General features: G+C 73.7%; 18 protein-coding genes. 12 read left to right on the plus strand and 6 right to left on the minus strand.

Features of this window, described 5'->3' with window-relative positions; translation table 11 throughout:
* Positions 1–253 precede the first annotated feature (253 nt).
* The 4 genes from ABD223_RS05090 to ABD223_RS05105 all read left to right on the plus strand — a co-directional run bounded on the left by ABD223_RS05090 (position 254) and on the right by ABD223_RS05105 (position 3,362).
* Positions 254–808, plus strand: a complete 555-nt coding sequence (locus tag ABD223_RS05090; RefSeq protein ID WP_344034658.1) for an ESX secretion-associated protein EspG — start codon at positions 254–256, stop codon at positions 806–808.
* Positions 809–1,170: 362 nt separating this feature from the next.
* Positions 1,171–2,328 carry a pyridoxal phosphate-dependent aminotransferase gene (locus tag ABD223_RS05095; protein ID WP_344034659.1) on the plus strand — a complete coding sequence of 386 codons (1,158 nt, stop codon included), beginning with the start codon at positions 1,171–1,173 and terminating at the stop codon, positions 2,326–2,328.
* 78 nt (positions 2,329–2,406) lie between these two features.
* Positions 2,407–2,586: a hypothetical protein gene (locus ABD223_RS05100; RefSeq protein WP_344034660.1), complete on the plus strand. Its 180-nt coding sequence runs from the start codon at positions 2,407–2,409 to the stop codon at positions 2,584–2,586.
* A 32-nt stretch (positions 2,587–2,618) separates the two neighbouring features.
* Complete coding sequence (locus ABD223_RS05105; RefSeq protein WP_344034661.1) at positions 2,619–3,362, plus strand: potassium channel family protein; 744 nt, start codon at positions 2,619–2,621, stop codon at positions 3,360–3,362.
* Here ABD223_RS05105 and ABD223_RS05110 read toward each other — a convergent pair.
* Positions 3,339–3,914, minus strand: a complete 576-nt coding sequence (locus ABD223_RS05110) for an HAD family hydrolase (RefSeq protein WP_344034662.1) — start codon at positions 3,912–3,914, stop codon at positions 3,339–3,341. The two genes, ABD223_RS05105 and ABD223_RS05110, sit on opposite strands and share 24 nt — an antisense overlap.
* Complete coding sequence (locus tag ABD223_RS05115; protein ID WP_344034664.1) at positions 3,914–4,933, minus strand: threonine aldolase family protein; 1,020 nt, start codon at positions 4,931–4,933, stop codon at positions 3,914–3,916. Before ABD223_RS05115 ends, ABD223_RS05110 begins: the two co-directional genes overlap by 1 nt.
* Positions 4,934–5,085: 152 nt before the next feature.
* Between ABD223_RS05115 and ABD223_RS05120 the strand changes: the two genes are divergently transcribed.
* The 7 genes from ABD223_RS05120 to purB all read left to right on the plus strand — a co-directional run bounded on the left by ABD223_RS05120 (position 5,086) and on the right by purB (position 10,309).
* On the plus strand, positions 5,086–5,604 hold the full coding sequence (locus tag ABD223_RS05120) for a SigE family RNA polymerase sigma factor (RefSeq protein ID WP_344034665.1): 519 nt from the start codon (positions 5,086–5,088) through the stop codon (positions 5,602–5,604).
* 17 nt (positions 5,605–5,621) lie between these two features.
* Positions 5,622–6,368 (plus strand): hypothetical protein, encoded by a 747-nt coding sequence (locus tag ABD223_RS05125; protein ID WP_344034666.1) that lies wholly within the window; start codon positions 5,622–5,624, stop codon positions 6,366–6,368.
* A gap of 68 nt (positions 6,369–6,436) precedes the next feature.
* The gene (locus tag ABD223_RS05130) at positions 6,437–6,760 is read left to right on the plus strand and encodes a DMT family transporter (protein WP_344034667.1); all 324 of its coding nucleotides are present in this window, start codon (positions 6,437–6,439) and stop codon (positions 6,758–6,760) included.
* Positions 6,761–6,773: 13 nt separating this feature from the next.
* The gene (locus ABD223_RS05135; RefSeq protein WP_344034668.1) at positions 6,774–7,358 is read left to right on the plus strand and encodes a TetR/AcrR family transcriptional regulator; all 585 of its coding nucleotides are present in this window, start codon (positions 6,774–6,776) and stop codon (positions 7,356–7,358) included.
* Positions 7,359–7,404: 46 nt separating this feature from the next.
* Positions 7,405–7,935: an RNA polymerase sigma factor gene (locus ABD223_RS05140; protein WP_344034669.1), complete on the plus strand. Its 531-nt coding sequence runs from the start codon at positions 7,405–7,407 to the stop codon at positions 7,933–7,935.
* On the plus strand, positions 7,932–8,729 hold the full coding sequence (locus ABD223_RS05145; RefSeq protein ID WP_344034670.1) for a hypothetical protein: 798 nt from the start codon (positions 7,932–7,934) through the stop codon (positions 8,727–8,729). Before ABD223_RS05140 ends, ABD223_RS05145 begins: the two co-directional genes overlap by 4 nt.
* A gap of 146 nt (positions 8,730–8,875) precedes the next feature.
* Positions 8,876–10,309: an adenylosuccinate lyase gene (gene purB, locus ABD223_RS05150; RefSeq protein WP_344034671.1), complete on the plus strand. Its 1,434-nt coding sequence runs from the start codon at positions 8,876–8,878 to the stop codon at positions 10,307–10,309.
* Between the two features lie 70 nt (positions 10,310–10,379).
* On the opposite strand, the gene ABD223_RS05155 is transcribed toward purB, so the two are convergent.
* The 4 genes from ABD223_RS05155 to ABD223_RS05170 form a co-directional block, all read right to left on the minus strand.
* On the minus strand, positions 10,380–10,826 hold the full coding sequence (locus tag ABD223_RS05155) for a hypothetical protein (RefSeq protein WP_344034672.1): 447 nt from the start codon (positions 10,824–10,826) through the stop codon (positions 10,380–10,382).
* 80 nt (positions 10,827–10,906) lie between these two features.
* Positions 10,907–11,644, minus strand: a complete 738-nt coding sequence (locus tag ABD223_RS05160) for an amino acid ABC transporter ATP-binding protein (RefSeq protein WP_344034673.1) — start codon at positions 11,642–11,644, stop codon at positions 10,907–10,909.
* A gap of 98 nt (positions 11,645–11,742) precedes the next feature.
* Complete coding sequence (locus ABD223_RS05165) at positions 11,743–12,573, minus strand: amino acid ABC transporter permease (RefSeq protein WP_344034674.1); 831 nt, start codon at positions 12,571–12,573, stop codon at positions 11,743–11,745.
* Complete coding sequence (locus tag ABD223_RS05170) at positions 12,570–13,421, minus strand: ABC transporter substrate-binding protein (protein WP_344034675.1); 852 nt, start codon at positions 13,419–13,421, stop codon at positions 12,570–12,572. The genes ABD223_RS05165 and ABD223_RS05170 overlap by 4 nt, the downstream gene beginning before the upstream one ends.
* A gap of 62 nt (positions 13,422–13,483) precedes the next feature.
* Here ABD223_RS05170 and ABD223_RS05175 point away from each other — a divergent pair, with 62 nt between their 5' ends.
* Entirely contained in the window at positions 13,484–14,374 is an 891-nt protein-coding gene (locus ABD223_RS05175; protein ID WP_344034676.1) for a phosphoribosylaminoimidazolesuccinocarboxamide synthase, read from the plus strand.
* Positions 14,375–14,448 lie beyond the last annotated feature (74 nt).

Below are 14,448 nucleotides of genomic sequence, written 5' to 3' on the forward strand. Positions count from 1 at the left end.
AGGGACGGTCGGCTGAGTTGACAGTCGACCGAGCCGAGGTGGGACGGCCGCCGCGTTGGGTGGGTGGGCGGTGGCTGGTCCTGTTGAGGGCTGGGGCCGGACCTGGGGCTCGGGGCCGGAGCTGGGGCTCGGGGGTTGGTGCCGGCCAGAGGTCTGACCATTCGGTTGGAACCCGGGCGGCGTTCGTCACGTCAGTTCGGTGCGGGCCTGGGGGGCCGGAGCAATGCCCGCCGTCATTCGGGAGTGACGCTTCGTGTCCAACGCGACGCTCAGCGCAACCGCTTTCCGCACCGCCTGGGAGCACCTCGACCTCGGCGCGATGCCGATCGTCCTGCACGTCCAGGACGAACCCGCACCGTGGAGCGCTCTGACCGCACTCGGACTTGCCCGTGGTGGTGAGCTGGACCCGTGGCTCGGCGCGGCGTTCAAGCTGCTCGCCTACCCGCCTCGCTCGGCCGACCTGCGGCTCGGGATCGGACGTGCGGCGGTGCGGGCGCTGGCCGCCTCGGCCGGCGCCGGTTCGCTGTTGGCCGTGCTGACCGGGGACCTGGTCACCGTCCGCGAGCTGGACACCGACCTCGCCACCGCCCTGGTCGACCTGCTGCCCGCGATGCCGGACGGCAGGGTCGGCGCACCGGACCTGCGCGGCCAGTTCGGCGCCGCCGCGATCGACTGGACCGGCCGGCGGCAGCGCGCGGCGGACGTGGTCGAGTTCCACGGGTTCACCGACGCCGACGTGCTGCGCGCACGGATCAACGCGCTGCTCGCCCGCTTCTCCGAGCCCTCGGGGCAAGGTCAGGAGACCTGAGAGAGGTCGGCCCGACCCTGGTGAGGACAGCCTGGTGCTGGTGTAGGCGGCAAGTCGTGCGGTGGTGAGGGTGGGACGGTGGGCTGGCCGGTCGGCCGGTCGGCCGGTCGGCCGGTCGGCCGGTGGCTGGCGGTGGGCGGTGGGCCGGTCGGCTGGCCGCTGGGCCGGTGACCGGCGGTGGGCTGACCGGTGGCTGGTGGGTTGGCTCACCGGTGGCCGGTGGCCGGTGGCCGGTGGCCGCTGGCCGGTCGGCCGGTGGGCTGGCTGGCCGGTGGCCGCTAGCCGGCGGCTGGCGGCCGGCGGTGGGCTGACCGGTGGGCCGGCCGGTCGGTGTTCGAGGTTGTGCGGGTTAGCCTGACCCCATGGTGGGTGTTGCCGCTCGTGCTGATGTGCCTCCTTTCCACGTCATGGAGGTGTTGTCGGCCGCGGCTCGGCGGCAGCGGGTTCTGGGGGACGTCGTGTCGTTGGCCGCCGGGCAGCCTTCGAGTGCCGCGCCGACGCCCGTGCTGGAGGCCGCGCAGCGGGCACTGCGGGACCAGCCCCTCGGGTACACCGAGCAGCTCGGCATCGTCGAGCTGCGCGAAGCCCTGGCCGGGCACTACGGCAGGCAGTACGGCCTGGACGTCTCGGCCGACGACGTGGTGGTGACCACCGGGTCGTCCGGTGCGTTCCTCCTCGCGTTCCTCGCCTCCTTCGAGGCCGGTGACCGGGTCGCGCTGGCCAGGCCCGGCTACCCGGCCTACCGCAACATCCTGCGCGCGCTGGGCTGCGAGGTCGTCGAGTTGCCGTGCGGGCCCGAGACCCGCTTCCAGCCCACGGTGGACATGCTGGAGGCGGCGGGACCGCTCAGCGGGCTGGTGGTGGCCAGTCCCGCCAACCCCACCGGCACGGTGCTCGCGCCCGCCGAGCTGGCCGGGCTCGCCGAGTGGTGCGGCACGCGCGGGGTGCGGTTGGTCAGCGACGAGATCTACCACGGCATCAGCTACGGCACCCCCCTCGCCTGCGCGTGGGAGACCTCACGGGACACCATCGTCGTCAACTCCTTCTCCAAGGCGTTCGCCATGACCGGGTGGCGGCTGGGTTGGATGCTGCTGCCGCCGGACCTGCGCCGGGCCGTGGACCGGTTGACCGGCAACTTCACGCTCTGCCCGCCCGCCCTGGCCCAGCACGCGGCCGTCGCCGCGTTCGAGCCCGAGTCGTACGCGCAGACCGAACGCCTGGTCGAGGGGTACCGCCTCAACCGCGACGTCCTGCTCAAGGGCCTGGCCGACCTGGGCATCGACCGGGTGGCCCCCGCCGACGGCGCCTTCTACGCCTACGCCGACGTCTCGCACCTCACCGACGACTCGATGGGCTTCTGCCGCCGACTGCTCGACGACACCGGCGTCGCGATCGTGCCCGGCATCGACTTCGACCCCGTGCGCGGCCACGAGTTCATCCGGCTGTCGTTCGCGGGGGCCGCCCACGACATCGAGGAGGCGCTGCGGCGGATCGGGGGTTGGCTCTTGTCGTCTTCATGATGACTTTTTACGCCGGTGGATCGGGGTGTGGCCAGGAAATCCGGGCGGGAGCACCCGATCAGGTGTCATCGTGGTGACATGGTTCGGATAATCCTGTTCCTGCTGGCCGCCTGGGTGCTCCTGGCCGTCGTGGGGTCGATCGTCAAGGGCATCCTCTGGCTGGTCCTCGCCGGAGGTGCGTTGTTCCTGGGTGTCGCCGCGTACGGCGCGATCAAGACCCACAAGCGCCCGAAGGGCATCAAGGGCCCCGGGCACTAGGAAAAACGGGGTCCGGCGCTCACCATGGGGCGGTGTTCGAGATCGATGAACGCCGCCTCGACCGGTGGGAACGGCGCGCCGAGTGGCCGCTGACGGGCCTCGCCGCGGTGTTCCTGGCCGCCTACGCCTGGCAGGTGCTCGACGACCGCTCCACGCCCGGCCTGCACGGCGCGCTGGAGGTCGCCCTCTGGCTGGTGTGGCTCGTGTTCGCGGTGGACTACGCGGTCCGCCTCACGCTGGCCGTCGACAAGCGCCGGTTCTTCACCGCGCACCTGTTCGACCTGTTCGCGGTCCTGCTGCCGGCCGTCCGCCAGCTCCGGGTGCTGCGCCTGCTCACCGTCCTCAAGGTGCTCAACCGCCGGTTCGCGGGCCGGGTCCGGCAGCGCGTCGGCGTGTACGTCGCGGCCGTCACGGTCATGGTCGGCGCGTGCGCCTCGCTGGCCGTGCTGGACGCCGAGCGCCACCACCCCGACGCCACCATCACCACCTTCGGTGACGCCGCGTGGTGGACGCTGACCACGATCACCACCGTGGGTTACGGCGATCGCTACCCCGTCACCTGGGAGGGACGCCTGGTCGCCGCGCTGCTCATGGTCGGCGGCATCGCGCTGCTCGGCGTCATCACCGGCACCATCGCGTCCTGGCTGGTGGAGCGGCTGAGCGGGGTCGAGGGCTCGGTCGCCGAGGCCGAGCGGGCGACGCTGGCCGAGCTCCGCCTGGTCAAGGCGGAGCTGGCCGCGTTGCGCGCCGAGCTAGAGCACCGTCCGGGCGTGTGAGCTGCCGCGCCACAGCACGCCCCGCAGCCCCGCCGCGTTCGCGCCGTCCACGTTGACCTGCCGGTCGTCGAAGAACACGCAGTCCGCCGGGTCCGCGCCGAGCCGCTCCGCCAGCGCCGCGAAGATCCGCGGGTCCGGTTTGACCACGCCCAGGTCGCCGGAGAACACCAGGTGCTGGAAGTGCCGGGTCCACGGCTCGCGCTCGGCGACCCGCGCGAACGGCACCGGCGCGTTGGACAGCAGCGCCAGCGGCACCCCGGCCGCCGCCAGCTCCTCGACCAGCTCCACCGAGCCGGGGTCCGGCAGCAGCCACCCGCGCACGTCGACGTCGGTCAGCCGGCGCGCCAGCTCCTCGTCCACCTCGACGCCCACCGCCGCGCCGACGGCCCGCCAGTACTCCAGCTCGGGCTGCCCGCGGTCGTAGTCGTCGCGCGTCGCCCAGTACCCGCGCTCGAAGTCCGCCAACGGCGCCCCGAGCAGGTCGGCCAGCTCCGGCAGCGCCCCGGTCGGCCGCGAGAGCACCTCGCCGTAGTCGAACACCACCCAGCGCATCAGCTCACCGACCCGATCCGGCGAAGTGCTTCTGCCACGTCGTCGCCTCCCACGTCGCGGTGCGTCACGAAGCGCACCTTGCCTCCCATCGGTCCGGCGAACACGCCCAGGTGACGCAGGCCGTTCAAGGTGACCTCCAGGTCGGGCACGCCGGCCAGCACGATGTTGGTCTCGGGCTCGTCCACCTGCCAGCCCAGCTCGGCGAGGCCCGCGGCCAGCGCCCTCGCGTTGGCGTGGTCCTGGGCCAGGTCGTCGACCCGCCCGAGCGCGACCAGGCCCGCCGCGGCCAGCACACCGCCCTGCCGGACGCCGCCGCCGAGCATCTTGCGCACCCGCCGCGCCTCCACCACGAACGACGCCGACCCGGCCACCACGGACCCGACCGGCGCGCCCAGGCCCTTCGACAGGCACACCTGCACCGTGTCCACGCCGACCGCCAGCGCCGCGGGCGGCAGCCCGAGCGCCACGGCCGCGTTCCACAGCCGCGCGCCGTCCAGGTGCACCCGCAGGCCGGTCTCCTTCGCCGCCGACACCAGCAGCGCGTGCTGGTCCGGCTGGGTCACCGAGCCACCCGCCGAGTTGTGCGTGTTCTCCAGGCACAGCAGCGCCGTGCGCAGCGTGTAGTACGGCCCGGACACGCCCGCCGCCGTGCGCACCGCGTCCGCCGACACCCGACCGGGACCCGCATCGCACTCGATCGGGTGAGGCATGCCGCCCGCGAGCCACGCGGCCGTGCCCAGCTCGCTGTCCAGCACGTGCGCGCCGCGCGGCGCCAGGAACCGGTCGCCCGGCCGCAGGTGCGTGATCAGCGCGATCAGGTTGCCCATCGACCCGGAGGGCACCCACAGCGCCGCCTCCACGCCCAGCAGCTCGGCGACGCGGTCCTCCAGCAACCGCATCGTGGGGTCGTGGTCGAGCACGTCGTCGGCGACCTCCGCGCCCGCCATCGCGAGTCTCATCGCCTCGTCCGGCTGGGTGACGGTGTCGGAGCGGAAGTCCAGGGGCGCGTACTCGGTCACGAATGGATCACATCACACCGGGCAAGCCCCGTCCCAGCCGCGTCGGCGGTACCACGATGGGGGTGACGCAGGTCTCGTCGGACCGGCGTGCAACCGTTGTCGGCGTCGGTTCCGTCCGGTAGGTGCAAGCACGACGAGCGGAGAGAGTCCGCGTGGATCAGCGCGACGAGCAGGAGTTCGCGGAGTACTTCGCAGCTCGCCGGGAGGCCGTGCGCCGAACGGCGTTCCTGCTGTGCGGCGACTGGCACCGGGCGGACGACTTCGCGCAGACCGCGTTCGTCGCGCTGCACCGCAGGTGGCGCAAGGTCCGGGACAAGGGAGCCCTGGACGCCTACGTCCGCCGGAGCCTGGTGCGCGCGGTGATCGACGAGTCGCGCCGGCCGTGGCGGCGGGAGCGCTTCGTGGACCAGGTCCCGGAGAGGCCCTCGGGCGACGGCGAGGTGGCGGACTCGGTGGCCACGCGCGAGGCGCTGGTCGCGGGCTTGAAGCGGGTGCCGCCGCGGCAGCGCGCGGTGCTCGTGCTCAGGTTCCTGGAGGGCCTGGACGTCGCCGCGGCCGCGGGGGCGCTCGGGTGCTCCGAGGGCACGGTGAAGAGCCAGACCTCACGGGGTCTGGAGGCCTTGCGCGCGGCGCTCGGCGACACGATCGACGACTTGCGGCCCGCGTCGTGAGCAGGGGGTGGAGGTAGGTGGACGAGCAGAGGCTGGCGGAGCTGTTCCGCGACGCCGCGCGCGACGCGCCGCCCGCGTCCTTCGACGTCACGGGCGTGCGGTCGGCGTCGGCGCGGGCGACCGCGCGGCGGCGGTCGCAGGTGGCGCTCGGCTCCGCCTTCGCCGTGGTGCTGGTGCTCGGGGGCATCGTCGCGACCTCGGTGTCGCCGAGGTCGACGAGCGACACGACCGCGGCGGGTTCCGCTGAGGGCGCGTCGTCCCCTAACGTCAGCACCTTCGGGGTGCCGGAGTTGGCGCCGAACGAGGCGTCACCGGACCGCAACGGCGGTCTGCCGCCCAAGAGCATCCCCGAGGACACGCCTACGCAGGGGGGCGAGCTCTCGGGGAGCGCCGACCGCTCGACGGTCGGCGGCGCGCCCGAGGGGTGCGCCGAGGTGGACCGGGAGCTCGCCGTCGCCCTCGCCGACGAGCTCCCGGTCGCCCGCGGCCTCATCCCGGCGCCCGCCGCGGCGAGCTGCCCGCCGGGTTCCCGCGGCGCGAGCTACCTGCTGCGCGACGGCGGCGTGACCGGCACGGTGTCCGTGGTGCTGACCCCGCCGGGCGAGTTGCCGCCGTCCTTCGACGAGGGCACGCGGTCCGAGACCGCGAGCGCGTCCGGCGGTCGGGAGCTGCACGTGCTCAGCCGGCCGGAGCACGGCTCGGCGGTCGTGCCCCTCGCCGAGGAGCTGCCCGCGCTCGCGGGCCGCCTTGCCGGGCGCTTCTGAGCACCGGGCGCTTCTGAGCGCCACCCGCCATTTTGGTACGCTAGTACCAGAAATGGGAGGTGGTCCCCGTGGCGTGGGTCGTGCTCGTCGTGTCCGGCCTCTTCGAGGCCGGGTGGGCCGTGTCGCTGAAGATGTCCAACGGGTTCACCCGGTTGTGGTGGACGGTCTCGTTCGCGGTCACCGCGCTGATCAGCTTCGCCGGCCTGGCCTGGGCGATGAAGCAGCTGCCCGCCGGACCCGCGTACGCGGTGTGGACCGGCATCGGCGCGGCGCTCACCGCCGTCATCGGCATGATCTGGCTCGGCGACGGCGTCTCCACGCTGAAGCTGGTCTCCCTCGGCCTCATCGTCAGCGGCGTCATCGGCCTGAACCTGGCCGGCGGCGGGCACTAGTACCTTTCCAGCAATGACAGCCGCAACACCGAAGGGTGAACGCCGACGCCAGGCGCTGGTCGAAGCCGCCGCCGCCCTGCTGGTGTCGGGCGGGTTCGACGCGGTCCGGCACCGCGCCGTGGCCGAGCGCGCGGGCCTCCCGCTGGCGTCCACCACCTACTACTTCGACTCGCTGGACGAGCTGGTCACCGCCGCGCTGGAGTTCCACGGCACCGCCGAACTCGCCTACGGCAAGGCCCGCCTGGCCGAGCTGGAGCCCGCCGAGTGCGGCGGCGACGCGTTCGTCGACCTGGTGCTCGACCTGCTGCTCGGCCCCGTCGGCGAGGTCGACGCGGAGGCGGTGCTGCTGCGCTACGAGCGCCTGGTCGCCACCGGTCGGCGGCCCTACCTGCGGCCGCTGATGCGCGAGCTGTCCGGTCAGCTGCACGACCTGCTGCACGACATCTTCGCCAAGGCCGGCCAACCGGTCGGCCGGGAACGCGTCGAGGAGCTGATCGCCCTCGTCGACGGCGCCGTGGTGAACGCCCTGATCGAGATCAGCCCCGACCCGCGCGCGGCCGCCCGCCGGATGCTCGCGAAAGCGATGCAACCCCGCTGACCCCCCACCGCGTTCTAAAGGTCGGGAGGGCGCGGAAGGGGATCGCATGCGCAAGGCCGACGAGCAGGGCTTCCGCGAGTTCGCGGTGCAGCACGCCGCTTCGCTGCGGCGCACCGCGTACCTGTTCTGCGGCGACTGGCACATGGCCGAGGACCTGATGCAGGCCAGCCTGCTCAAGCTGTACCAGGCGTGGCACCGGATCGAGTGGCGGGACCACGCCTCGGCGTACGCCCGCAAGGTGCTGCTGCGCACGTGGCTGGACGAGAAGCGCAGGCCGTGGCGGCGGGCGGAGCAGCGCGACGGCGAGGTGCCCGACGTGGCGGACGCGGCGGCCGACCCGGAGCGGGCGGGCGAGCAGCTGTGGGCCCGCGACCTCGTGCACGCGGCCCTGCTGCGGGTGCCGCCGCGGCAGCGGGCCGTGCTCGTGCTGCGGTACTTCGAGGACCTGCCGGTCAACGAGGTGGCGGTGCTGATGGGCTGCACCGAGGGCACCGTCAAGAGCCAGACGGCGCGCGGGCTCGTGGCGCTGCGCAACGCCGTCGAGGAGCTGGGGCGGGGGGCGGTGGTCGCGTCGTGAGCGAAGGGGAGCTGCGGGAAGGCCTGCGCGCCGCGGTCGGGGACGAGCCGCCGCTGCGCTTCGACCCCGACGAGCTGATCCGCCGCGGCCGCCACGAGCGCAAGCGGCGGCGCGCGCTGGTCGCGGTGGGCGTGGCCACGCTCGCCCTCACCGGGACGGTGCTGTCCCTGCCCGGCCTGCTCGGCCTCCGGTCGGGTGACGGCCCGCCGGGGTTCGACGCGGCGGCGCCGCCCGTGCTGACGACCACGGTGGCGCCACCGGTGCTGACGACCACGGCGGCGCCGCCGGTCGACACGACGCCCGAGCCCACCTCGTCGCCCCGGGGGATCGCGGACGCGAAGCTCCTGGGGGCCTACGCCTCCCAGCGGCTCCTCACCATCGCGCCGGAGGTGAAGGTCCTGCGGGCCGAGTTCACCGAGCCGGGCGCCCGGGACCGGTCCGGGCACGTCACCGGGTTCGTGCAGTTCGTCGACCGGGAGGGGGTGACCAGGGTGACCGCGCAGCTCAGCGCGCCGTCGATGCGGGTGACCCGGGAGCGGTTCTGCGCCGGCGCCACGTGCTCGGAGCCGCACCGGCTGAACGACGGCAGCCACCTGGAGTCCGCCGCGGTCGTCGACCCGAAGGGCAAGTTGATCACCCACTCGGTCGCGCACTTCCGCCTCGACGGCTCGGTGGTGCAGGTCAGCGCCTACAACTTCGACCCCGTGGACGGCGGCGGCGTGCGCCGGACCGTGTCGCTGGACAACGACCAGCTCGCGAAGCTCGCCACCGACCCCGGGCTCGTCGCGTGGTGACGCGGGCCGACCGGCCGTGACGCGGGCCGACCGGCCGTGACGCGGGCCGACCGGCCGTGACGCGGGCCGACCGGCCGTGACGCGGGCCGACCGGCCGTGACGTCCCCGCCGACCGGCCGCGCCCGGTCGCGAAATATGCTGGTCACGTGACTGCCAAGCCCCGCATCGCCAATGTCCTCGCCGGCCGCTACGCCTCCGCCGAGCTGGCCACGCTGTGGTCCGCCGAGCACAAGGTCGTGCTGGAGCGGCAGCTGTGGCTCGCGGTGCTGCGGGCGCAGGCCCAGCTGGGCGTCGACGTGCCCGCGCGGGCCGTGGCGGACTACGAACGGGTGATCGACCAGGTCGACCTGGCGTCCATCGCCGAGCGCGAGCGCGTCACCCGGCACGACGTGAAGGCCCGCATCGAGGAGTTCAACGCCCTCGCCGGCCACGAGCACGTCCACAAGGGCATGACCTCGCGCGACCTCACCGAGAACGTCGAGCAGCTCCAGGTGCTGCGGTCCCTGGAGCACGTGCGCGGCAAGACCGCCGCCGTCCTCGCCCGGCTCGCGCGCCGCGCCGCCGAGCACGCCGACCTGGTCGTGGCGGGCCGCTCGCACAACGTCGCCGCCCAGGCCACCACCCTCGGCAAGCGCTTCGCCACCGCCGCCGACGAGGTGCTGGTCGCGTTCCGGCGGCTGGACGAGCTGATCGCCCGCTACCCGCTGCGCGGCGTCAAGGGCCCGGTCGGCACCGCGCAGGACATGCTCGACCTGCTCGGCGGCGACCGGGACAAGCTCGTCGAGCTGGAACGCGCCGTCGCCGGTCACCTCGGGTTCGAGCGGGTGCTGACCAGCGTCGGCCAGGTCTACCCGCGCTCGCTGGACTTCGACGTGGTGTCGAGCCTGGTGCAGCTGGCCGCGGGCCCGTCGTCGCTGGCCAAGACCATCCGGCTGATGGCGGGCCACGAGCTGGTCACCGAGGGCTTCAAGCCCGGCCAGGTGGGCTCCAGCGCGATGCCGCACAAGATGAACACCCGTTCGTGTGAGCGGGTCAACGGCTTCGCGGTCATCCTGCGCGGCCACCTGTCGATGGTCGGCGAGCTGGCCGGCGACCAGTGGAACGAGGGCGACGTGTCGTGCTCGGTGGTGCGCCGGGTCGCGCTGCCCGACGCGTTCTTCGCGCTGGACGGGCTGCTGGAGACTTTCCTCACCGTGCTCGACGAGTTCGGCGCGTACCCGGCGGTGGTGGCCCGCGAACTGGACCGCTACCTGCCGTTCCTGGCCACGACGAAGGTGCTGATGGCGGCGGTGCGGGCGGGGGTCGGCCGGGAGGCCGCGCACGAGGCGATCAAGGAGCACGCGGTGGCCGTGGCGCTGGCCATGCGCGAGGAGGGGAAGGCCGGGAACGACCTGCTGGACCGCCTGGCCGCCGACCCGCGCCTGCCGCTGGACCGGGCGGCGCTGGACGGCCTGCTGGCCGATCGGCTGTCGTTCACGGGGGTGGCGGAGCAGCAGGTCGCCGAGGTGGTGCGGCAGGTGGAGGACGTGCTGGTCGCGTACCCGACCGCGGCGGGCTACGCGCCCGAGCCGATCCTCTGAGCTGCGCCGGAGCTGAGCCGGGTCGGACCTGGGTCGGGCGTGCGCCGGACCTGGTCCGCGCCTTCCGCGGTCACCTGGCCCGCTCCCACCGGAGCCACCCGCGACGCCCCTGGTCGCACACCAGCGCACGCCCGGTCGGGTCCACCGCGGTCGCGCCCCGCTCCTCGCACGGGAAGCCCTCGAACGCCACCTCGTCGAGGCCCGGCGGCTCCGTGGTCGGCGCGGTCGTCGGCTCGGGGCGCGGTTCCGGTTGGACCGGCGCGGCCGGTGGTGGTGGCGGTGGCGGGGGTGGCGGCTCGGTGGTGGCCGCCACCGTGGTCGTCGGCGTGGTGGTCGTCGGCGGCACGGAGATGTCCGCCACCGCCGGCACGGAGGTCACGGGCGCGGAGCTGCTGGTCGTCGTCGGCACGACGACCGGCTCCGGGGCGGCCGTCGGCTTGCCGCACGCGCCCGTGAGCAGCAGGGCGAGCGCGCCGGTCGCCGCGGCTGGGGCGGTCAACGCTCTCCGGTGAACCACGTCGAGCAGGGTAGGCGTCTCCCGGCCGTAGCCCAAGTGGAGTCCCGCGATCCGCCTGGCGACGCACACCGTGAGTGGTCCTAGAGCCTGCCCGCGTCGATGATCCGCTTCAGGAACTGCCGCGTGCGCGGCTGCTCCGGCTCGCCCAGCACCTGCTCGGGCGGCCCGGACTCGACGAGCCTGCCGTCGTCCAGGAAGACCACCCGGTCGGCGACCTGCCGCGCGAAGCCCATCTCGTGGGTGGCCATCAGGATGGTCCGCCCCTGCGCCGCCAGCTCCCTGACCAGCTGCAACACCTCCCCCACCAGCTCCGGGTCCAACGCGCTGGTGACCTCGTCCAGCAGCAGCAGCCGGGGCGCGTACGCCAGCGCCCGCGCGATCGCCACCCGCTGCTGCTGCCCGCCGGACAGCTGCTCGGGGTAGCTGCCCGCCCGGTCGGCCAGCCCGACCCGCGCCAGCAGCTCCCGGCCGCGCAGCTCGGCGTCGGCCCGCGGCACGCCGTGCACCACGCGCGGCGCGAGGGTGATGTTGTCCAGCACGCTCATGTGCGGGAACAGGTTGAACGACTGGAACACGATGCCCATGCCGCGCCGGGCCACGTCGGCGTCCACCCGCGGGTCGGACACGTCCACGCCGTCGAGCAGCACCTGGCCGTCGTCCAGCTCCTCCAGCAGGTTCACGCACCGCAGCAGGGTCGACTTGCCCGAGCCCGACGACCCGATCAGCGCCACCACCTCGTGCTCGTGGACGTCGAGGCCGATGCCGTCGAGCACCGTGCGGTCCCCGTAGCGCTTGACCAGCCCGCGGACGGACAGCACCGGCCCGGACCCCGCCGGCCCGGACCCCGCCGGCCCGGACCCCGCCGGCCCGGACCCCACCGGCCCGGACCCCGCCGGCCCGGTCGCCGGTGTCCCGGTCACAGACCACCCCGACGTCGGTCGACCCGCCTGCCCAGGGCGTCGGCGAACCGCGCCGTGGGCACCGCGAGCAGCACGAACAGCAGCCCCGCCACCACGTACGGGGTGAAGTTGAACGCCCGCGACTGCTCGATCTGCGCCGCCCGCACCGCGTCCACCGCGCCCAGCACGGAGATCAGCCCGCAGTCCTTCTGCAACGCCACGAAGTCGTTCAGCAGGGCGGGCATGACCCGCCGCACCGCCTGCGGCAGCACCACCAGCCGCAGGGTCTTGCGCGGTCCCAGGCCCAGCGACCGGGCCGCCGCCACCTGCGACGGGTGGACCGACTCGATGCCGGCGCGGAACACCTCGGCCACGTACGCGGTGTAGGCGAGCACCAGCGCCACCCCGCCGAGCACCACGTGGTCGTTGGGCACGCCGGTCAGCCGCAGCGCGGGCAGCCCGAACCCGACCAGGTACAGCAGGATGATCAGCGGCAGGCCGCGGAACAGGTCCACGTACACCGTGGCGAGCACCCGCAGCGGGAACCACACGGGGCCGCGCAGGGTGCGCAGCGCCGCCACGACCAGGGCCAGCACCAGGATCAGCGCGCCGCACACGACCAGCACCCGGAGGTTCAGCCACAACCCCTCCAGGATCGCGGGCAGCGACCGCCACGCGACCTCGGGGTCGAGGAACGACCGCTGCACGCGGGGCCAGCCGGGCGCGGTGGTCACGGTCACCCACGCGACCACCGCGAACACCGCGGTCGACAGCAGCGCGATCAGGGTGGACCGCCGCGCGCGGGAACGCCGGTAGGCGAGGCGTTCCCGGTGCAGCTCGCTGATCACTTCAGCTCGGGGGCCGTGCTCGCGGACGCCAACCACTCCTGCTCGACCTTCGCCAACGTGCCGTTCGCCCGCAGGTTCTCCACCGCCGTGGACACGCACGCGGTCAGCGCGCTGCCCTTGTCGAGCACGATGCCGAACTGCTCGGGCTTGCCGTCGCCGGCCGGGATCTGGCCGATGACGACGCCGTCCTCCAGCTCCGCGGAGGTGATGTAGAACGCGGTCGGCAGGTCCACCACCAGCGCGTCGATCTGCCCGGCGCGCAGCGCGGCCTTGGCGTCGTCGTTGGTGTTGTAGACCGCCACGTCCTGCTCGGGCTGGAGCCGCTGCGCCGCGTCGAAGCTGGTGGTGCCGACCTGCGCGCCGATCTTCACCGACTTCAGCTCGGCCAGCGTCTTCACGGACGCGGCCTCGGACGACTCCAGCGTGATCGCGACCTGGTCCACGTCGTAGTACGGCGCGGAGAAGTCGACGGCCTGCTTGCGCTCCTCGGTGATGGAGAACTCGTTGATGTCCGCGTCGTAGGTCTTGCGGCCCGGCTGGATGGCCGCGTTGAACGGCACCCGCGTCCACACCACGTCCTCGCGGGTGTAGCCGAGCTCCTCGGCCAGGGCGTAGGCGACGGCCGACTCGAAGCCCTTGCCGTTCGTGGGGTCGTCGTCCACGAACCACGGCTCGTACACCGGCTGGTCCGTGCCGAACGTGATCTTGCCGGGGGTCAGCGTCGCCAGGTTCTCCTTCTTGCAGTCGACGCCGTCGACCTGGTTGGAGGGCCGCGTCCCCTGGTCCGCGGGGGCGCAGGCGACGGCGACGGCGGCGGTCACGCTGAGTATCAGTCGGGGTGCGCGCATGGGCTGAATCTTGCCGCAGGCGGGAAGGGCCGCCCACGGGTCGGGACAAGTAGGCTTCGGCCGTGCCCAAGCTCGACGACTACCGGCAGGTCGCCACCGGCAAGGTCCGTCAGGTCCACGAGGTGGACGACGACCTGCTGCTGTTCGTGGCGTCCGACCGGATCTCCGCCTACGACCACGTGCTCACCACCGCGATCCCCGACAAGGGGCGGGTGCTGACCGCGATGAGCGTGTTCTGGTTCGAGCGGTTCGCGGACCTGGCGCCGAACCACCTGGTGGCGTGGGACGACCCGCGCATCCCGGGCGAGGTGCGCGGTCGGGCGCTGCTGGTGCGCAAGCTCGACATGGTGCCGGTGGAGTGCGTGGCGCGCGGCTACCTGACCGGGTCCGGCATGGCCGAGTACCGGCGGGGCGGCTCGGTGTGCGGCGTCGAGCTGCCCGGCGGGCTGGTCGAGGCGTCCGAGCTGGTGCCGCCGATCTTCACCCCGGCGACCAAGGCCGAGGTCGGCGCGCACGACGAGAACGTGTCGTTCGCCGAGGTCGAGGCGCTGGTCGGGGCGGACCTGGCCGGGCGGCTGCGGGACGCGACGCTGGCCGTGTACGGCGCGGCGCGGGAGTTCGCGCGGACGCGCGGGGTGGTCCTGGCGGACACGAAGTTCGAGTTCGGCCTGGACGCCTCGGGCGCGCTGGTGCTCGGCGACGAGGTGCTGACCCCCGACTCGTCGCGCTACTGGCCCGCGGACTCCTACGAGCCGGGGCACGTGCAGCCCTCGTTCGACAAGCAGTACGTCCGCGACTGGCTGACCTCGCCGGACTCCGGCTGGGACCGCGCCTCCGACACCCCGCCGCCCCCGCTGCCGGACGACGTGGTGGCCGCCACGCGCGCCCGTTACGTCGAGGCGTACGAGCGGATCACCGGCCTGTCGTTCGCCGACTGGCCGTCGCCGGAGTAGCGCCAAGCCTCTCGCCGGGGTGGCGCCGGGCACAGTTCGCCGGATCCGCACCGCGGCGTCACCTCGCGGTCAGG

This window comes from Saccharothrix xinjiangensis, from assembly GCF_039527585.1.
Taxonomy (GTDB): domain Bacteria; phylum Actinomycetota; class Actinomycetes; order Mycobacteriales; family Pseudonocardiaceae; genus Actinosynnema; species Actinosynnema xinjiangensis.